Origin of the sequence: Pedobacter sp. GR22-6 (assembly GCF_037402555.1) — a bacterium.
Classification (GTDB): Bacteria; Bacteroidota; Bacteroidia; order Sphingobacteriales; family Sphingobacteriaceae; genus Pedobacter.
This window is the reverse complement of sequence record NZ_JBBEUC010000001.1, coordinates 1,509,132-1,529,050: the sequence shown is the minus strand read 5'-3', so window position 1 is coordinate 1,529,050 and position 19,919 is coordinate 1,509,132. Positions and strand designations below refer to the sequence as shown.

Sequence of the window (19,919 nt, the reverse complement as noted above, 5' to 3'; positions counted from 1 at the left end):
TAATGCTTGTTACAATAGAATAACAACAAGATTTTCCCGCTAAAGTTTTAGATTTTGATTTTCTCCGATAGTTTATAAATGTCATAGACAACTTTCTGAATCAAATCAAATTGCTCTGCAATGACCAGCTCTTCCTGAGGATAAAGCGTATCATCTTTCATACCTCTCCGAACGAGGGGAACATTGCTTACCATACCTGTATTGGTTTTAAGTGTATCCGAGGAAAGGTTCAAAAGATAAATGGTATTCTGCACCAGAGGTTTCAATTCTTCAAAATTTGAGAATACGAAAGCATGCTCTTTATGGTATAACGAAAGCGTGGCAATGTAAGAAGACAACAAATGATTTAGCGCAGTAAACTGATGGAGTTCAGTCATTAGTATCTGTTTACTTTTCGGCTCTGAAAACATACGTTGAAAGAGTGACGCTAAATTTGCGGTCGTGACATATACTTCTTTGCGCGCAACCTTATAATTCGTAAGATCCGTAACAGGTTGAGTGTATAGAAAAGTGACCTGCTCAAAGTAATTGAGGTTAGCTTTTAATGTATCCAGCATTCCTTCTTTTAATTTTTCATATTCCCAATTGGGGAAAAGAGAATAACTGGCCAGCAAAGCAATTCCGGAACCGATTAATGTATCATAAATTCTTTCCCTTGCAATAGAAAGTCCACCCATTCCCAAAAAATCAAAAAGCACAAGAATGTATGGCGTCATAAAAAGTACACTCACTACGTAATTCTTTCTTTGGAAGCTATAGCAACCTACCATACAAATCAATAGGATCACAAATAAAGTATTTTTATCCTGAACATACATCAAAATCCCCATACCTATAAAAGCGCCAATTACAGTACCAATCAAGCGTTGATAATTCCGTTGTTTCGTTAGACTGAATCCTGGTTTGGAAATCACCAGGATGGTCAGTAGAATCCAATAGCTATGAGAAAAACTTAAAGACTTAGCTACCACAAAACCGATCAGCATTACGATAGCTACACGCAATGAGTGCCTGAAAGTCGCCGAGCTGAATGTGAGGTTCTCGGAAAGTAATTTCAAGTCAATGCTTTGATGCGTGACAAACTTTTCTACATCAATCTTACGCGGCTTTAAATTTTTCTTTTCATTCTTATTGAAATATCCGTTAATGGTTCTTACCCTGGATAAGATATTCTCTATATTAACTTCTATGTTTTTTAAGGCTATGATTCCTAGGGTACTATACTTTCCATCGGTATTGGCCGTTTCCAGCGCTGTGATTTCTTGCTTGAGCTTGGCTACGTCTTCTATAAGTGAGGTTGGAAGGCTAGGGGTACCTCCAGTTTTAAGTGCAAATGCAATCTCATCCAACTGGTCAGCGATCTTAACAATGACAGATTCATAATGAAGTAGTATGCCCGATGGATCGAATTGTTCATGAAGCTGCTTATAATTATAATAAGTAGACATGACTTGTTCGAAAAGATCCACCATATCCACGAATACAAGCAGAAGAAACCTGCCTTCTGGTGTAGATTCGCGTACAATTTCCCTCGTCTTAAATAAAACTTCTCTAACAGCATCCTGTTGCTCATGTACCAAAACCTGTAACTGTAAAAGTTCTGCGTAATTTTCTTCGTAGTTTGTTTTATGGTGATAAAACTTAGCTTTAGCGCGCAAAAAATCACTGACTTCGTGAATTGAATCACTCAATGTTTGTTGTACCAACCGATAGGGGCGAATCCTATAAAAGAAATAACTCAATAAAGTATACCAGATGCTGCCTACAAAGATTAGCAAAGCATAAAAAAGAACCTCATTCCAAGGCCTGACATCATCTATACTCAATACCATGATCAACAATGCCGCAGTTCCTATAGAAGCCGCCCGCAAGCCGTACAAGAAGAACATGGAAAATATGAAACTAAAGAGCACTAATAAAGTACCTATAAAATAAACATTGTTATTAGTAAGTCCCACGACAATAGAAATCAATGTAATCAGGCTTGTTGTAATCAGCATTGCATTTCTACGGTGCACGATTGGACCTGGCGAATCGACTACGCTAACACACAAGGCGCCCAATGACAATGTCATCCCGTATTGTAACATACCAAATTGCGCAAGCAACAACGAGGGACAAAGCACACCCAGGGTAATTCTTAAGCCATCAGCAAAATAAGTGCTGAGCAAAAAATCATGGATATTCCTTATAGGGCGGTTAATCATTATGCAAATTTAACGTTAGAATACCGTGAATCAGATAAATTTCAAAAATTAATCTAGCAATTGGATTCTCTTACAAATTAGCTAAACAATTTAGTTGAATCAACAAATATTAGTATAATTGTAAAACAAGTCAGTGTCCTAATCGACATGTCCTATAATTAATATTATGTTAAGTAATATGTTTTCCACCATCACCTACACTTTATTTGTCCGGGAATTTTTTTTTAATAATCAGAATCCTAAAACTCTTCCAGCTTTGATTTCAGTTCCTGAACCTTATCCAGTTTATTTTTTCTGGTATAGATATCAATGAGCAGTTGAACCGTCGGCTTATCATTTTGGTTGATCTCATGTGCTTGCAGCAATGCAACCTCAGCTCTATTGATATAAGAGGCAAATTTTTGGCGGTCTTCTGCTTTGTTAGACTTCAATGCATCATTTGCGGAATCAACATAAGCCAAACCCATTTGATAAATAGCATCAAAATAGTTCTCGTCAATGGACAATGCTTTGTTGTACGCTAAAGTAGCAGTACTATAATTCGCATTATTTTGCTGTAAATAGCCGTATAGAAAATAAAGTAATTTATTTGTCTTGTCTACTTTAAGTGTAGACTCAATTACTTTAACAGCATCATTATACCGTTCATTATCCAATAATAAGTTGATATAACTGCTGGTTAGGTTAGCATCCTCTCCGTTGATCCGGAGACCATCTTCTAAAGTTTTTATAGCAAGCTCATGTTCAAATTTAGAGGTATAAATGCTTGACATATTTTGAAAAACAGTCGGATTTCTAATGCCGTTCTCCTTCGCTCTTTTGAAATAAACCAAGGCTTGATCGAAATTTCTAACGTTTTGCGCAGCTAAAGCAGTATTGATTGCCAATGAAGTATCTTTTGGAAAGAAGTCACTAACATCTTTCAACAAACTATAAGCTGCCGCAAAATCACTATTTTTAAATGCACTGTTTGCTTTATCTTGCTTCTTGATATTCACGTTGTAAACTGCTGCAATAATCAGCCTTGTATTGGCCTGAAATTTATCCAGTCTTCTTGCTGAATCTATAGCAGCGACAGCCAAATCGTAATATTTATTTGAATTTCCTTCATCTGTATCCAAAATAGCTACATAAGAACTCAGATAAGCTTTTATAGCCCAAGTCTCAGGCCATTTCTTAGTTTTTTTATCATTTTGAGCAGTTTCACTTGCCTTGATCCCCTCTCCTATAACACCGAGTTGTTTTTTTGCATCCTGCTTATTGTTTATGGCATATTGTAGTTTACCTACACTATTGCGTGCGATCTGTAGCTGGCTTTTCTGAGAAAAAGCCATATTACCAGTTGCCAAAATAATAAGGGCAGTATTGAAAAACGATATCTTGCTCATAATACAAACTTAAAAAAAAAGAGGGATAAAATATCCCTCTTTTATATAATCAATGAAATGACGCTTTATTTTTGCAACTCATCTAATCTTTTCTTCATTGCATCATGATTCGCAGTATCACCTTTAAATGCATAGATAATTTTTAAATTCTCTAATGCGTTTGAGTTCTTAGGATCTAATTCCAGTGCAGTTTTATAATAAGGCATAGACAGGTCAATGAATTTTGTCATTTTAGTTCCTAAATCATTGAACTCTTTAGTCTTCTTAGCATCTAAAGCATTTCTCTGTGTTTGGATAGCCAGCGCTTGCTTGTAGTAAGTGTCACCCATTAAATATTGATAGGTAGGATTCTTTGGATCTTTAGCAATCAATTTATTCAGCATTTCCTGAGATTTAGCGATATCCCCTCTTTTGATATAAATATCTGTTTCTAAACCGATAAAATAAGGATTTTCTGGAAATTTCGCACCAGCCTCCTGAAGCAAAGCAATTCCAGCAACACTATCCTTTATTTTATCAAATGTAGTACTGATGATTTCAGAATAAAGAACGCTTCCATCTTTATATCCCAAATCGATAGCCTTCTTGAAGTTACGTACAACTTCAGGATAATTGTTTGCTTCTTTAGCAACTACGCCAGCATTTACATACATTGCGGTATCCGTAGGATACTTTTTAGTTACTTCATTAAAAGCTTCTAATGCAGTTGCAAAATCTTTCTTTTGATAAGCAAAGATTCCTCTGTTTCTCAACGCATTATCCAGATTCAACTCAGCATCTTTGATGTTATCTTTTTCTGCGCCTTTAGCATCCAAAGCTTTTGCTTTTGTAATGGCCTCTTCAGCTATTCTTTGATTTGCCAAAGAATTTTTAGCATCTAAAGAGTCTACTAATGAAATCCGGGAAGCAAATAATGCCCTATAAGACCATGCATCAGGTAAATCTTTTGATTTTTCATGTGCGATTGCCTTGTCTGTGTGCGCCAGACCAGCATTTAACTCCTTTAAATTTTCATCTAATGTTTTGGCTTTGCTTAAGCCCAATAGTCCCCAGGCGGTCTTCGCCGCATTCACTTCACTCTTTTGAGCATTTGCAAGCGAGGCGACACCCACAAATAATATACTTAAAAGTATCTTTTTCATTTTATTTATTATAGGTTAAACAATTAATTTTCTTCTTCTGTATCCTCATCATCTTCTGCATCTTCGGTATCCTCTTCAATAACGTCATCAGCAGTATCGGCCTCCAGTTCCTCACCATCTAAAACAATATGGCTTTCCATCAGCTCGGCATCTTCTATCTCCTCCTCTTCGTGTTCTATTTTTGCTACGGACGCGATCTCATCATTGCCTTTAAGGTTGATCAAGCGTACCCCTTGTGTCGCTCGTCCCATCACCCTTAATTCACTAACCACGATTCGGATAACAATTCCCGATTTATTAATAATCATCAGATCATCAGCGTCAGTAACATTTTTAATGGCCACCAGATTTCCGGTTTTTTCTGTAATGTTGATGGTTTTTACACCTTTTCCGCCTCTATTGGTAACGCGATAATCCTCGATATCCGTACGTTTTCCATAACCTTTTTCTGAAACCACCAATACAGTAGCTCCAGGATCATCCACAGCAATCATGCCAACTACTTCATCCTGCTCGTTTGCAAGGGTCACGCCGCGCACTCCCGTAGCAGTTCTGCCCATAGGTCTTACTTTTTCTTCGTTAAAGCGAATAGCTCTTCCGGAACGTAAAGCCATTACGATCTCGCTGGATCCTGTAGTCAAGCTGGCTTCAATTAGCTGATCACCTTCATTGATGTTGATGGCATTGATACCATTTACTCTAGGTCTCGAATAGGCTTCTAAAGAAGTTTTCTTAATCGTTCCCTTTTTCGTACACATGATGATGTAATTGTTCTCCAGATATTCCTGATCTTTCAGGTTCTTCACCTTTATAAAGGCTTTAATTTTTTCTTCCTTTGGAATGTTAATGATATTCTGAATCGCCCTGCCCTTGCTCTGACGGCTTCCTTCAGGAATTTCATATACTCTAAGCCAGAAACAGCGCCCAGCTTCAGTAAAGAATAACATGTAATTGTGATTCGAAGCTACCAGCAAATGCTCGATGAAATCTTCACTCCTAGAATCACTACCTTTAGAGCCTTTCCCTCCTCTTCCCTGAGTACGGTATTCTGTAGCTGGTGTACGCTTGATATAACCTTCATGAGAAATCGTAATCACCACATCTTCATCTTCAATGAAGTCTTCCATGCTCATGTCTCCGGCAGCGTGAACGATCGTCGTACGGCGTTCATCACCATACTTTTCCCTCATCTCCGTCAATTCATCCTTAATGATCTGCATACGTTTGCCTTCATCATCAAGAATAGATTGTAAGTACTCGATAGTCTTCATCAATTCGTTGTACTCTTCCTTGATCTTATCACGTTCCAGACCTGTCAACCTTCTAAGGGTCATATCCAAAATGGCTCTGGCCTGTAGGTCAGACAATCCAAATTTCTCCATCAAGCCAGTTCTGGCTTCTTCAGGAGTATCCGAACTACGGATCAGCTGGATTACTTCATCCAAATGATCTAATGCAATCAGCAATCCCTCTAAGATGTGTGCACGCTTCTTAGCTTCAGCCAACTCAAATTTAGTACGGCGGACAACTACTTCATGCCTGTGCTCCACAAAATAGCGGATCAGATCCCGAAGATTAAGTAACTGCGGACGCCCATTTACTAGTGCAATATTATTCACACTAAATGAAGTCTGCAGAGCAGTTTGTTTGAAAAGGTTATTCAATACAATCGAGGCGTTCGCATCACGCTTAATTTCATAAACGATACGAATACCATCCTTATTCGATTCATCTTTGATGTTCGAAATACCTTCAATTTTCTTTTCGCCAACCAACTCTGCGGTACGCTCAATCATCATCGCTTTATTGACCTGATAAGGTATTTCTGTTACGATGATCGTTTCGCGATCCTTGTTGGTCTGAATTTCAGCTTTAGCACGCATGACAATACGGCCACGACCGGTTTCAAAAGCTTCCTGAACACCAGAATAGCCATAAATAATCGCTCCCGTTGGAAAATCAGGTGCTTTGATGTGCTTCATGAGATCAGCTACGGTGATTTCATTATCATCAATGTAAGCAATTGTGGCATTAATAGTTTCGGTAAGGTTATGCGGAGGCATATTTGTAGCCATCCCCACAGCAATACCAGAAGAACCATTGATCAATAAGTTTGGCACCTTAGAAGGCAATACTGTAGGTTCCTCAAGGGAATCATCAAAGTTAAGTTGAAAATCAACCGTATCTTTATTGATGTCCGCCAGCATTTCTTCAGCTATTTTTTGGAAACGTGCTTCAGTATAACGCATTGCTGCAGGAAAATCTCCGTCAATTGAACCGTAGTTCCCTTGTCCTTCTACCATAAGGTAACGCAAACTCCATTCCTGAGCCATCCTTACCATCGTATTATATACAGACGCATCACCATGAGGGTGATATTTTCCAAGTACCTCTCCAACGATACGTGCAGACTTTTTATATGGTTTATTGTTGGTCAATCCCAGATCAAGCATACCGTACAACACCCTGCGATGTACCGGCTTTAAGCCATCCCGCACGTCAGGCAAGGCCCTCGATACGATTACCGACATCGAATAATCGATGTAAGCTGACCTCATTTGCTCGTCAATATCGATCCTGATTATTTTGTCGTTTTCTTGATTTTCTAAATCTTCTGCCATAAATATTAATGTTCCTTAAGAACGATTTAAATGTGGTATTCTTATAACCTTGCGAATCTAATAAAAAATGCGCCATAAAGGCGCATTGTTGAAAAATTTTAACCCATAAATAAAGTCCCGGATTTAGGCGATTAAGCCCATTCTATGCCCTTTTTTAACTTACTCAGGGTAGTAGCTTCCTGACTATCTTTCAATGGTTGGTGGTTATAAACCCACTTCGCCATTGGCGGCAAACTCATCAGGATTGATTCTATCCTTCCGTTAGTTTCAAGACCAAATTTTGTGCCCGCATCGTAAACTAAATTGAACTCTGCATACCGGCTCCGGCGCAGGTATTGCCATTCTTGCTCCTGCTCAGTGAAGGCTGTATCTCTATTCCGCTCTATCAATTCTGTATAAGCCGGAATGAACGTATTCCCAACTGCGATAGAGAAATCCAGAAGTTGGTCAAAAGATAGTCCTGTATTTTCCGGCTTCAACCTGTCATAAAAGATTCCTCCTACACCTCTTGTTTCATCACGGTGTTTTATGAAGAAGTAGTCATCCGCCTGGGCCTTGAATTTAGCATAGAAAGAAGCATCAAATGTATCACAGGTCTGTTTCAGCAAATGATGAAAATACCTGACATCTGTATCAATCACGTAGTGTGGCGTAAGATCAATTCCTCCACCGAACCATTTGGTTTGTTCATCCATCTCAAAATACCTGATGTTCATATGGATAATAGGCACGAAAGGATTACTCGGATGCATTACAATAGACACTCCTGTAGCAAAGAAATCGTCACTTTCGACTTTAAAAGCATTTTTTATAGCTTCCGGCAACTTCCCATGCACTGCTGAAAAATTTACACCTCCTTTTTCAATCACGTCTCCAAGTTGCATGATCCTGGTCCGTCCGCCACCTCCACCTTCCCTATTCCAGATTTCCTCTTCAAATACGGCTTTTCCATCTGCCAATTCTAAACTCTTGCAAATCTCATCCTGAATTCGCTGATATGCCGCTACTACTTGATCTCTAAACATCATTTTCATAAAAACTATAGCCAAAGTTAACCTTTAAAAAAGGCCTTTAAAGCTTTAATTTGCAGATAGTACATTGAATTGACATACTACTCTTCAACGAAATTCAGGTCTCGCCCATAGGTCTCTTCCAGATTATACAAGGCAATGTAAGCGAGTCCGATAGTTAGCACAGCCAAACAGAGTGCTGCGTTTACAATGCCCATTTTGCTGAGCAGAAATTGAAATAAAAGAGTGACCAATATGAGTGAGCCCCTTACCATATTCGGTACGCTAGTTGTCACTGTTGCCCGCAGATTCGTGCCGAATTGCTCTGCTGATATAGTTACGAAAACTACCCAATACCCTGTAAATAATCCAAAGCAAACACACAAAGTGTAAAAACCGTTTGCTGTCCATCCGGTATTTAACAGGTAGTACAGCATCGCTAAAAATGTAAGCGTTACGAAAACAAATACAATTTTTTTCCTTGTTTTAAAAACCTGGCTTAAGGCACCACTCAGGAAGTCTCCCAGCGAAATACCTATGTAAGTAAACATTACTCCCTTCCCATTATCCAATACCTCTACTGCTTTTAGGGCTTTTCCAAATTCCGGGGCTATGCCCACCAAAATTCCAACTACAAACCATAAAGGAACTGCAATGAGGATACAATTTAAGTATTTAAAAAAGCGTTTCCTACTGGAGAACAGCATAAAAAAATTACCCTTGATCACGTCTTTCTTGGACATCTTTTCAAACATTCCCGATTCGAATACGCCGAATCTGAGTAATAATAAAACAACTCCTAGCCCACCACCCACGAAAAATGCAGTCCGCCATTCAAACAGATCGCCCACAATATATGCCGCCACTGCGCCCATTAATCCGATTCCGGCAACCAGCATCGTCCCGTACCCCCGTTTTTCTTTGCTCATGCTTTCGCTCACCAAAGTAATTCCTGCGCCGAGTTCGCCAGCCAATCCTATACCTGCTATAAACCTCAATGCCGCATAAACTGGTATACTGGTCACGAATCCGTTTGCAATGTTGGCCAGTGAATACATAATAATCGATCCGAAAAGTACTGATAAGCGGCCTTTTTTGTCTCCCAATACACCCCAGAAAATACCACCGATCAGCAGTCCAGCCATTTGCCAGTTCATTAGTCTAAGACCAGTTTCCGTAATCTCGTCAGCTGGAACACCCAGCGCAGAAAGACTTTTATTTTTAATAATCAGGAATAATAGCAGATCGTAAATGTCTACAAAATAGCCTAGTGCGGCTACAAGAATCAAAAAGAATACATTTCTTTTTTGCTCAGCTTCGTTCATGGTTTAAATTCGTTTGGTTGTTGAAAGTACAAACAATTTTATGCTGAGAAAAATTTTCGATAAAAAAAACGTGCATCGGACAATCCAGTCCGAGCACGTTTGTTTAACCTTTACTCGTATTACATTGGTTTCACCGTGGTATCAGGTGGCATTGTCATCGTTGTGTCTGCAGTTCTTGCGGTATCTACTGGCATCATCGTAGAATCTACAGTTGTACTATCAGAAGTTCCCGATACATTTTTCGTGGAGTTGCATGCTGTTGTGGCTATGGCTATAGACCCTGCAAAAGCAAGACTTAAAATTAACTTTTTCATAGGTTGATGTTTTGTTTTCAATCATAGGAACAACGAATCAGATCTAAAGTTTTTAAAAACTTTAAAAATCAACATGTTAAGAGTCTTCAATGAGTTGCCTTTAAATTCTCTCTCTTAATTGCCAGACACAATTTCGACGATAAAATTTCATAGTTCAATAAACTTTCTGATATTTAAGCATCATGGTTGTATCAGAGAAAACCCTCAAATGGGCAATGTGCTTATATCCTCCACTCTTATTTCAACGCATATGGGTGCGCAAATTCCATCCGGGCTTTAAAGGGGCCGATGTAAAAATTGCCAAAAGCCTGTTCAATAAAAATTACAATGGCTCTATTTTCGGAGGAACCATTTACGCTGCCACCGACCCCTTCTACGCAATACTATTTGACCAACTCCTCCAACGGCAGGGCTTTAAAGTCAGGGTCTGGTTAAAAAGTGCATCAATACAGTACTTGAAACCAGGACGTTCCGCACTTTATTTCACAGTAGTCATTACAGACGTTATGCTAAATGAAGCTATTGAAGCGTTAAACACCGGTGGCAAATTTGTGAAAGCTTACCCGATGGAGATCAAAAACAAAGCAGGAGAAGTATGTGCCACCGTAATGAATGAAGTATATGTCAGGAATCTTCATCAAGGTGAAGCTCCACGCATTGCTTATTAATGAAATTAACGCTAAATCGCATTCAGATGAACATCAGGAAATTAATATTACAGGGCGAAGGAACTACACTGGATTTTAAAAAAACGATTACCAGCAATGAAAAGATCGCCAGAAGTCTGGTCGCCTTTGCCAACAATAAGGGTGGCCAGTTGCTGATTGGAGTAGCCGATGATGGAAGCATTAAAGGGGTCAAATCTGAAGATGAAGAACGCTATATGATCACGAAGTCGGCGCACCAGTTTTGCAAGCCAGCGATAGAACCTGACTTTGAGGAAGTATATGTCGATGATAAACTGGTATTGGTGGTCAGTATTGCTTCAAGTGATACGAAGCCTCACTATGCACTCGATGAAAACAAGAAATGGTGGGTTTACTACAGAGTAAAAGATAAGAGCATTCTTGCCAGTAAGATCCTCGTTGATGTCATTAAGAAGGGAAATAGCGAAACCGGACAACTCATCACTTACACTGAACAAGAAAAAAAACTATTCGAGTACTTGGGACAGCAAGGTCGCATCACCTTAAAAGAGTTTAGTAAACTCACTAGAAGTTCCTACAGACAGGCGCAAAAAATCCTTGTCAGCCTGATCATAAGTGGCGTTATTCGTCCTCACATCAATGAAAAGGAAGAGTATTTCACAACAATTTAATGTAATATAAATCTGTAACTCTCAAAAATCAGCTGGAAAAAGCCGACTTTTGCCTCATGTTGACGAGCCTTTACAAAAAGTATAAACCCTATTATACGGATAACCTGCGCCTTGCGCTACCTATTGTTGTTTCTCAACTGGGACATACACTCGCTCACCTTGCCGACAGTGTTATAGTCGGTCATTTTGCAGGCACGATCCAACTCGCTGCCGTATCACTGGTCAATAGTCTCTTTATGCTCATCTTGGTGCTGGGAATGGGGATAGCTTATGGGCTTACCCCTCTAATCGCACAAGAAAATGGAAGGAAGAACTATGAAGAATGTGGCAAATTACTCTCAAATAGCCTGATCATCAATTTCTGCATGTCATTACTTCTTTATGGCTTTGTTCATATGGGCACACTCCTGATCATCGACCATATTGGCCAATCTCCCGAGGTGGTGGCTTATGCAAAGCCTTATTTGGGCTATTTGGGTATTTCCATCGTGCCACTCATGATTTTCCAGACGTTTAAGCAATTTGCCGAAGGACTGGGCTTTACCAAACAGGCGATGTTTGTTTCTATATGGGGGAATGTCATCAATATTGTATTGGGGGTCATCTTCGTAAAAGGCATGTTTGGAATCAGTCCTATGGGTGTAAAAGGCGTAGGTCTCAGTACGCTGATTGACCGTACTATCATGGCTATAGTCATGTGCCTCTATGTTTTACGTTCCAAACACTTTAAAGCATATATAGAAAAATTTAAAATTACTTTCGTCGACCGTGTCCGTTCCATTAAGATCATCAAAATAGGTGCACCTGTTGCCTTACAATATTCCTTTGAGATCAGCGCCTTCAGTGGCGCAGCGATATTAATCGGTACTATAGGCGCTGTCGAACAGGCTGCCCACCAGGTCGCTATTAACCTCGCTTCAGTAACCTATATGATGGCCAGTGGAATTGCTTCAGCAGCAACGATTAAAACAGGGAACAACTTTGGCAAAAGTAATTTTAAAGATCTGAGGCATTCCGCAATCGCGAGTTACCACGTCATCATTGCCTTTATGAGCATCACGGCATTATTGTTCATCTTTGCGAATAATTTATTACCATATCTGTATACCGAAGATTCGGCTGTAATACATATCGCCGCTCAGTTGCTCATTATTGCTGGATTTTTCCAGCTATTCGATGGCACGCAGGTCGTAGGTCTAGGTGTCCTGAGAGGGATTGGTGATGTCAACATCCCTACCCTGATCACCTTTATTGCTTATTGGATCATCGGCATTCCGTTGGGATATTTTTTGGGCATCAACCTCCACTTGGGGGTTAATGGCATTTGGTATGGACTCACTTTTGGCCTTTTAACAGCATCTTTATTGCTTTTCCTCCGCTTTCAGACCAGAACAAAAAGGCTCGCCAGCTAAATAAAAAGCAGCGCCACCCTAATATCTAGTAATTCAATAGAATTTATTGCTTGAAAATTTTGTTTATTCAAAAACTTGCCTTAATATTGTCGACTAATCACATAGAACTTATATAAAGCATGAAGCATTGACTCGAGACAAGCTGCCTGCCTAAAAATAATATTAAAACCAACTAGTAACCTAAACCAGCATCCGGCGGCCCATCGGGCTCGCCGGATTTTAAATGAATACCAGCCGCCATTATTAAAGCATACAAGAGATCTAATGAGTACAACAGAAAACCAAGTCAGCGTCAATATAAACAACCGGTCCCAGGAACGAAAATGGAAGAAAATTGCTTATTTATGCCTCATCATCCTGACTGTATTGTTTGTTGGCTATGCCATCTATTCCTACATAGGCTATGATTCTCTGGTTGGTATCGCAAAGGACACCTATAACCAAATTGACGAAAAATTCCTATGGATGCTGTTGGTGGGATTCCTGGCACAATTGGTAGATGGTGCTCTTGGAATGGGTTACGGTGTAGTATCTACTACACTTTTACTATCTGGCGGACTCAACCCTGCGGTCATTTCTGGCAGTATCCATACTGCAGAAATGTTCTCTAGCGGCGCTTCTGGATTCAGCCACTATCGATTTGGAAATGTGAACAAGAAATTATTTAAAACTTTGCTCATCCCTGGTGTATTGGGTGCCATAGCAGGAGCTATTTTATTGGGTTATGCAGGCGAAGCATTCTCTACCTATATTCGCCCGGTAATTTCTATCTACACGCTTTTGCTCGGTATAAGAATTCTGGCTAATGCTTTTAAAGAGAAACAAAAACCACAGAAGGTCAAGCACGCTGGCTGGCTGGCTGGTGCAGGTGGATTTCTGGATTCATTTGGCGGTGGTGGATGGGGACCGCTGGTTACCTCTACACTGATTTCTAAAGGCCGCACACCTAAATACGTAATCGGCTCAGTGAGTTTAACGGAATTCTTTGTCACTATGGCAAGTGCAATTACATTTTTCTTCATCCTGGGCGTCAGTCATTGGCAGTCGATTATAGGACTCATCGTGGGAGGTGTGGCTGCAGCACCCATCGCCGCCAGGCTAGTCGGAAAGCTCCCCATCAAAAAGATGTTCATTGGGGTCGCCGTTATTGTTATTATTTCCAGTATTCGCATAATATGGATGTCAGTGACTAAATTATTGTAGAAAAAGAATAAATTTGCCTTTGACGCTAATGGCAAATCTTTCTTTTAAACAACAAGTCAACAAGAATTTCAGCAACTACAGATGGTTGCTGCACCTCTTATTTTGGATAACCATCTCTGGAGTTTCCCTACTCCAGATGTATAATTCCGGACAATTCAATCATTTTGCGGAACCGTTTGGTAGTGTAGGACTTCAAGTCTTTATTATAAAAGTTGTTACTCTACTTATCGCTTGCTATAGCTTTCAGTTTGTAATCATGCCACTTTATAGCTATCGTAAACAATATGTTTTCTGGTGTGGCCTTATCGGAATGTTAATGATCATATGTCTCTTCCAGGTATTGATCATTAAAATGATTTACGTTGGTCTTCCTGCCTCCGATGTAAATCATAACCTTACTTTTTTCAAGCTGATCGGCAATAGCCTTTCCCGCTTCCTGCTTGTTTTTTTCTTCTTCACATCCTTCTATTATTTTGTAGATATCTATGACCAGCAAAAAGAAATACGCAAGCTTTCCAGTTTTAAAACTCAGAAAATAGCGTTAGAAAGTAGCTTTTTAAAGTCACAGGTTAATCCACACTTTCTCTTCAACACCTTAAATAACATTTACGCCCTGAGTCTTAAAAAGTCTGCACAAACGGAGGTAGTTATTGAAAGGTTGGAATCCTTGCTACACTATATGCTCTACGAATGCAAATCTGACCTTGTTCCTCTGGAAAATGAATTTAAATTCACCAACAGCTATATTGCACTGGAAAAACTAAGGCATAAGGAAGAGGAATGTAAAGTGACCGTGGAAATCAGTGGCGACACAGCGCATAAGAACATTGCCCCCCTGCTGCTCATCAACTTTCTTGAGAATGCTTTTAAACACGGCACCAAATCTAGTTTTGGTAAATCCTGGATCAATATGAAAGTTGAAGTAAATGAACATTCGGTTCATTTTCAATTGCAAAATAGCAAACCTTTCCGTCCAAGTGGTCAGGCCATCACTGAATATAAAGGTGGAATTGGTATCAAGAATGTAAAAAGACGATTAGAAATCCTTTATCCTAACCAACACCGCTTAAGCATCAATAACCTCAAAGACCGTTTTGAAATAGACCTATTGATTAATTTTTAGCAGATGAGCAACATTGTACAGATAGAGATCAACAAAAAGAACCGCTGGGTCTATTTTTCTAAATACCGTTGGGTTGCGCATGTCATCTATTGGACCTGGGTACTCGTGGCAGGTACTTTGCTCAGCGTGAAAGTGCCAATTACAGCCAGTGTCGTCTTCAATCATTTCATACTGGATAATCTATTGATTGCCCTATTTTACTATACTTATTGTCTTTATTTAATCCCGTATTTTTTCAAGAGAAACCGAATCGTTCTATTTTGGATACTGACTGTCCTCTCCTATTTGCTCATCGCCGCCATTGATGTACCTTATAATCAATATTTTGTAAAACTAAGTTACCAAAACCCTCATATTGAAGCCAGCTCAACTTTTTTCCAAAGATATTTTGTCAATCTGGGCAATTATCTGCTCAATTTTGTGGTCTTTTCTATGATGCTTTTTTTCATGGAAAAGAACGAAGAAAACCACACACTATTGGAACTGGAAAAAGAAAAGAAGGAAATTGAACAGGTGAAACTGGATTTACTAAAGACCAATATTAGTCCTGATTTTCTGATGCGCTCATTGTCTCAATTGAAACATTCAGCTCAGGAACAATACAGCAATACGCCCGATGCAATTCTTGCATTTTCAGATCTATTACGATACCGTTTGTACAGCAAAAAGAAACACCTTTCTACACTGTCTGAAGAACTAGATGCACTACAGAGTCTTATACATTTCATAGACCTGTATAATGATAAAAATAATCTGATAATACACTTAGACGTTCAGGGCAATTCTTCCGGCAAAAATATTGCGCCCCTTTCTTTAATTAACATTCTGGAGCCTTTCTGCAAAGCGCATTCCAATCAACCAGTAATACTCCGTATGATCTTGCTCATCGATGAAAAAGAACTCAATCTGGAGATGGACTATGGTTTAAGAGCAAATGAGATCCTGATTGCTGACCTGAATGAGTATGGCAATAACTATAGACATTTGTATGGTTCCAGTGTCAGGTTCAAATTCGAAAATTGCGAAGATGACAAATGTATCATCAGTCTGAACCTGCCACTTAGCACCCAACAAACTACCGTATAATTGCGGCCTTTATACCCAGAGTAAACCATGACCCCGGCATTGGCACCGCACCAGCTTCAATATATTGCACATCGAATACATTGGCTGCATCGGTATATATACTCCAGTTCTTTTGCCGATAAGCCAGTCTGGCATCCATTGTCATGTAATTTTTATAATTGATACGTTCATTGTAACGGCTGGTCAGACTCAAGGAGATTACCTTGTAGAAGTCAGCACTCCAGGTGGTGCTCAGTTGATTCCGTAGACTTTCCAGTGCATAGCGCGAAAAATTTGCGGTAACCAGTGTCTTCTTGAAGCTGGGCTGCAGATTGGTGTATGAAGCGCCGATCCGGACATTACCTATTGCGTTTTCCAGAATATTACCTAATAAATAATCCGCGCTCAAAGTGAGCCCTTTGGTGTCTACCTGGCTAAAGTTTTGGGGTTGCCATGGGTTTGTTTGTACCTCTTTTATCCAGTCTATAAAATGATCGATCCTGCGAAAAAAGTAACTTGCATTCAGCGACAATTTCTCATTATTAAACTTTAGGCCTCCTTCTGCGTACTTTGATTTTTCCGGCTTCAGCTGATCGTTCCCAATATTTGTTGGTCCTTTATAGTAGAGGTCGGTATAAGTTGGTAGTCGCTGCCCTGTACCTACATTCGCGAATAAGCGCCAGTTGCCATAAAAATTATAACCTACATCCATGCCTGGAAATGCCTGCCAGCCAAAATCCGAATTGTAATTGGTATACATTCCGGCATTGATCCATAAGCGTTCCGCAGGCTCAAATTTAAATTCGCCTGAAATTCCCGCGTTGTTGCGTTCCCTTTTACCTAGATTCGTACTATTAATTTTTTCAGTACGACCTTCCAATCCGATACCAAGTGTACCAAAACCTAGTTCAATTGTATTGTTCAGTTCTGCATTAAACACATTCACCACATGATGATTATGAAACTTGTCAGGTGTCTGTTTGATGTAGAGGTAGTCATCCACGTTGTTTCTCCAGCTGACTCTTGGGCTGAACACCCAATTTTCACTGAACTTAGTATGATAAGTTAAGGAAGCGAGAGCGGTTTTCACGGTCTCTTCTGATTCTTTGTCGCCTGGCGAAGCGTAAAATCCGTTCGCTCCAAAATTGTTATGAGTATAACCTGCAAGAACATCTATCGCATCCCTTTTATTAAGCACGTATTTCCCCTGATAAAACACTTTTTGGTTGTTGAATGCCGTGTTATACCGATAACCATTTCCTGCTTCCTGTCCACCAGACAAAACATGACTGGAACCATTCAATACTACCGAAGCGGCAGCTCGCGCACCATAATTATAATACGTATCGCCGGATACATCATCCTTAAAGCTACTCCCGGCAAAAACGTTCGCAGTGGCACTGGTCTGTTGAGGCGTCCGCGTCACGATATTAATGGCCCCGGTTAAAGCATTCACACCATAAATTCTTGAAGCTGAACCTCTCAGCACTTCAATGTGATCTATATCATCAATTGCAATCGGGAGGTTCATCATGTTATGGCCTGTCTGTGGATCGGAAACCTTAATCCCGTTGATCAACACCAGCGACTGGTCGAAAGTCCCTCCATCGATACTGATGTCAGCTTGCAGACCGCCTGGACCCCGCTGACGAACATCTACACCTGAGACATAGCTTAGCAGTTCACTGACGGATCTTGCTGGTAAGGTTTTGATCTTTTCATGGTCTATGATCCAGATGTTTCTATTGAGTTTTGAAAAAGGCAACTGTAGCCTGTTTTCTTTAACAATTACTTCGTTGAGTTTATTAACCGTATCTTGTAGATTTCCCTGTTGGCCGTAAGCAGTAATGACACTGCCCAACATTACAACCGGAAATGCCAGTTTTTTAAATTGCATTGTTTTTATTTTTGCTGCGCCAAATATAGTATGGTTTGTCGATTTGATGTTAGCTTTTCGCCACATTCCTGATCAACTATTTCTTAAAATACTGTTAATCCGTTCATAATCTCCACTTAACTTAACGATGAATTAACATTGAGATCATTCTTTTGTAAGTGTATGAAATACCTCAAGTCTATTTTCAGAGCACTTTTCTTGTTGCTATGGATGGTCCTACAGCAGGGTTCGGGGCTACGAGCCCAGCATGTCGAAGACGATTTTGTCACCGGCAGATATCAGCTTCAACAGCTGGACCGGCCAGATTCCCTTTTTCTGGAGCTAAAAAAACAAAGTTCAATCGCACATGCAAAGGGTGATGCTGTCGAACAAGGGCTTAGTCTTCGGAAAATGGCTGAGCTGTGCTTTCACCTCGGACATTATCAACGTGCCCTGGAATACCATCTGGAAGCTGGAAGGCTATTTGAAAAAGCGGGAAAACAGAAACTTCTGGCAGAAAACTACCTGCAACTTGGCACCTTACAATATTACAACCGGGATACCGCACAATCTGGGAAGAGTTACAGCATAGCCATGCGCATTTTTGAAAAACAAAAAGACACACCTGGCATTGCGGCTGCGCTCGGGAAAATGGGGCACTTGTTGGAAAAAAAGCAAAAGTATAGCCAGGCATTCGATTATCAGCAACGTGCTTTAAGAGTTTATGCATCAATCAACAATAGAACTGGAATGGCAAAAACATTTGAAAATCTTGGGAGTATCTATGAAGATATTGGAAATTACGACGAGGCTATGTCTTATTTTCATTCCGCACTGACCAATTATGCCGATGTCGGAGAAGAAATATCAACCATTGAAGTCGTTAATAATATCGGCGACATTTACCGTAAAACGAACAACTACAACAAAGCCCTCCAACAATATTTTTCCGCATTGAAACTTGCACAGGCACACCTTGAAATGTACCAGATCAATTCCGCCTATCGGGACATCGCGAAGACCTACCACCTGATGGGCCAAAACGAATCTGCATATACTTACGGAGAGCTATCCAGAAGCTGTCTTCTTAAGATCTATTCCATCGAGGGCAGCAAGCAGATGGCATTCCTGCAAGCCCTCAATGATGTAGAAAAGAAAAACAATGAGATCAGGGAATTACAAAATGAGAAGAAGATCAACCTGATCATTACCGTAGCGACTGTGATGGTCATCCTGCTCCTTATATTTTCGGTATTTCTGATCCTCAGCCGCCAACGCATTAAACTTGAGGTTCTTGAGGCACAAAAACAACTGATGGAAGCGGAACTCAAAAATCGTAAAATGGAAGAAACGCAACTTAAATTGGATATCGGGATCAAATCCAAAGAACTTAGCACCCAGGTCCTGCATGTGATCCAGAAAAACCAATTACTCGAAAATTTGAAAACCCAACTGGAGGAAATCACTAAAGATGAAAAACGGGATCAGAAGAAACAACTGAGGCAAGTCATCCAACAAATTAACCTCAATTTCAACAATGATGCTTACTGGCTGGAGTTCCGACAGCTTTTTGAACAGATCCACCATTCCTTTTTTGACAACCTGAACAGGAGATTTCCAGGACTCACTTCTGCCGACCTTAAACTGATCTCCTTACTCAAAATGAATATGGATTCTGCAGATATGGCTTCGATGCTTGCCATTTCACAAGACAGCCTCCGAATAGCCAGATACCGCCTGCGCAAAAAATTAGATCTTGAGCAGGGCGAAAACCTTATTGCATTTTTACAATCAATTTAGACATGATAACCTCCGGTAAACTTTAGCTTAACAATTAGATAACGGAGGTTAATAACAATACAAAACACTAACAAACAACGCTTTAAAAAATAAAATTCACTTTTTGTATACGCAA

General features: G+C 39.9%; 15 protein-coding genes. 8 read left to right on the top strand and 7 right to left on the bottom strand.

All coding sequences use genetic code 11. The annotated features are described in order from the left end of the window. Positions 1–47 precede the first annotated feature (47 nt). From WAE59_RS07200 to WAE59_RS07175, 6 genes are all read right to left on the bottom strand, one after another. Entirely contained in the window at positions 48–2,207 is a 2,160-nt protein-coding gene (locus WAE59_RS07200; RefSeq protein ID WP_337855262.1) for an FUSC family protein, read from the bottom strand. A gap of 239 nt (positions 2,208–2,446) precedes the next feature. Continuing rightward, entirely contained in the window at positions 2,447–3,595 is a 1,149-nt protein-coding gene (locus tag WAE59_RS07195; protein WP_337855261.1) for a tetratricopeptide repeat protein, read from the bottom strand. A 65-nt stretch (positions 3,596–3,660) separates the two neighbouring features. Beyond that, entirely contained in the window at positions 3,661–4,737 is a 1,077-nt protein-coding gene (locus tag WAE59_RS07190) for a tetratricopeptide repeat protein (RefSeq protein WP_337855260.1), read from the bottom strand. A 23-nt stretch (positions 4,738–4,760) separates the two neighbouring features. Next, complete coding sequence (gene gyrA / locus WAE59_RS07185; RefSeq protein ID WP_337855259.1) at positions 4,761–7,358, bottom strand: DNA gyrase subunit A; 2,598 nt, start codon at positions 7,356–7,358, stop codon at positions 4,761–4,763. 131 nt (positions 7,359–7,489) lie between these two features. Then, positions 7,490–8,386 carry an oxygen-dependent coproporphyrinogen oxidase gene (hemF, locus tag WAE59_RS07180; protein WP_337855258.1) on the bottom strand — a complete coding sequence of 299 codons (897 nt, stop codon included), beginning with the start codon at positions 8,384–8,386 and terminating at the stop codon, positions 7,490–7,492. A gap of 83 nt (positions 8,387–8,469) precedes the next feature. Beyond that, positions 8,470–9,693 carry an MFS transporter gene (locus WAE59_RS07175; protein ID WP_337855257.1) on the bottom strand — a complete coding sequence of 408 codons (1,224 nt, stop codon included), beginning with the start codon at positions 9,691–9,693 and terminating at the stop codon, positions 8,470–8,472. A 99-nt stretch (positions 9,694–9,792) separates the two neighbouring features. Here WAE59_RS07175 and WAE59_RS07170 point away from each other — a divergent pair, with 99 nt between their 5' ends. The 7 genes from WAE59_RS07170 (at position 9,793) to WAE59_RS07140 (ending at position 16,149) form a co-directional block, all read left to right on the top strand. Further along, positions 9,793–10,014: a hypothetical protein gene (locus WAE59_RS07170; protein ID WP_337855256.1), complete on the top strand. Its 222-nt coding sequence runs from the start codon at positions 9,793–9,795 to the stop codon at positions 10,012–10,014. Between the two features lie 175 nt (positions 10,015–10,189). Further along, positions 10,190–10,675 carry a DUF4442 domain-containing protein gene (locus WAE59_RS07165; protein ID WP_337855255.1) on the top strand — a complete coding sequence of 162 codons (486 nt, stop codon included), beginning with the start codon at positions 10,190–10,192 and terminating at the stop codon, positions 10,673–10,675. A 26-nt stretch (positions 10,676–10,701) separates the two neighbouring features. After that, complete coding sequence (locus tag WAE59_RS07160) at positions 10,702–11,325, top strand: AlbA family DNA-binding domain-containing protein (protein ID WP_337855254.1); 624 nt, start codon at positions 10,702–10,704, stop codon at positions 11,323–11,325. A 56-nt stretch (positions 11,326–11,381) separates the two neighbouring features. Then, on the top strand, positions 11,382–12,737 hold the full coding sequence (locus WAE59_RS07155) for an MATE family efflux transporter (protein WP_337855253.1): 1,356 nt from the start codon (positions 11,382–11,384) through the stop codon (positions 12,735–12,737). Positions 12,738–13,001: 264 nt separating this feature from the next. After that, positions 13,002–13,940, top strand: coding sequence for a sulfite exporter TauE/SafE family protein (locus WAE59_RS07150; RefSeq protein ID WP_337855252.1), 939 nt, complete (start codon positions 13,002–13,004; stop codon positions 13,938–13,940). 316 nt (positions 13,941–14,256) lie between these two features. Then, positions 14,257–15,063, top strand: a complete 807-nt coding sequence (locus WAE59_RS07145; RefSeq protein WP_337855251.1) for a sensor histidine kinase — start codon at positions 14,257–14,259, stop codon at positions 15,061–15,063. Positions 15,064–15,066: 3 nt separating this feature from the next. Next, positions 15,067–16,149, top strand: a complete 1,083-nt coding sequence (locus WAE59_RS07140; protein WP_337855250.1) for a histidine kinase — start codon at positions 15,067–15,069, stop codon at positions 16,147–16,149. Here WAE59_RS07140 and WAE59_RS07135 read toward each other — a convergent pair. Further along, the gene (locus WAE59_RS07135) at positions 16,139–18,025 is read right to left on the bottom strand and encodes a TonB-dependent receptor plug domain-containing protein (RefSeq protein ID WP_337855249.1); all 1,887 of its coding nucleotides are present in this window, start codon (positions 18,023–18,025) and stop codon (positions 16,139–16,141) included. The two genes, WAE59_RS07140 and WAE59_RS07135, sit on opposite strands and share 11 nt — an antisense overlap. 162 nt (positions 18,026–18,187) lie before the next feature. Between WAE59_RS07135 and WAE59_RS07130 the strand changes: the two genes are divergently transcribed. Beyond that, positions 18,188–19,804, top strand: a complete 1,617-nt coding sequence (locus tag WAE59_RS07130) for a tetratricopeptide repeat protein (protein WP_337855248.1) — start codon at positions 18,188–18,190, stop codon at positions 19,802–19,804. Positions 19,805–19,919: the final 115 nt, after the last annotated feature.

Bases quoted from the DNA above. Each gene is read 5' to 3' on its own strand.
- WAE59_RS07135 (WP_337855249.1), bottom strand. From the start codon at position 18,025: ATGCAATTTAAAAAACTGGCATTTCCGGTTGTAATGTTGGGCAGTGTC.
- hemF (WP_337855258.1), bottom strand. From the start codon at position 8,386: ATGATGTTTAGAGATCAAGTAGTAGCGGCATATCAGCGAATTCAGGAT.
- WAE59_RS07155 (WP_337855253.1), top strand. From the start codon at position 11,382: ATGTTGACGAGCCTTTACAAAAAGTATAAACCCTATTATACGGATAAC.
- WAE59_RS07145 (WP_337855251.1), top strand. From the start codon at position 14,257: ATGATCATATGTCTCTTCCAGGTATTGATCATTAAAATGATTTACGTT.
- WAE59_RS07175 (WP_337855257.1), bottom strand. From the start codon at position 9,693: ATGAACGAAGCTGAGCAAAAAAGAAATGTATTCTTTTTGATTCTTGTA.
- WAE59_RS07190 (WP_337855260.1), bottom strand. From the start codon at position 4,737: ATGAAAAAGATACTTTTAAGTATATTATTTGTGGGTGTCGCCTCGCTT.
- WAE59_RS07140 (WP_337855250.1), top strand. From the start codon at position 15,067: ATGAGCAACATTGTACAGATAGAGATCAACAAAAAGAACCGCTGGGTC.
- WAE59_RS07130 (WP_337855248.1), top strand. From the start codon at position 18,188: ATGAAATACCTCAAGTCTATTTTCAGAGCACTTTTCTTGTTGCTATGG.
- gyrA (WP_337855259.1), bottom strand. From the start codon at position 7,358: ATGGCAGAAGATTTAGAAAATCAAGAAAACGACAAAATAATCAGGATC.
- WAE59_RS07165 (WP_337855255.1), top strand. From the start codon at position 10,190: ATGGTTGTATCAGAGAAAACCCTCAAATGGGCAATGTGCTTATATCCT.
- WAE59_RS07150 (WP_337855252.1), top strand. From the start codon at position 13,002: ATGAGTACAACAGAAAACCAAGTCAGCGTCAATATAAACAACCGGTCC.
- WAE59_RS07200 (WP_337855262.1), bottom strand. From the start codon at position 2,207: ATGATTAACCGCCCTATAAGGAATATCCATGATTTTTTGCTCAGCACT.
- WAE59_RS07160 (WP_337855254.1), top strand. From the start codon at position 10,702: ATGAACATCAGGAAATTAATATTACAGGGCGAAGGAACTACACTGGAT.
- WAE59_RS07195 (WP_337855261.1), bottom strand. From the start codon at position 3,595: ATGAGCAAGATATCGTTTTTCAATACTGCCCTTATTATTTTGGCAACT.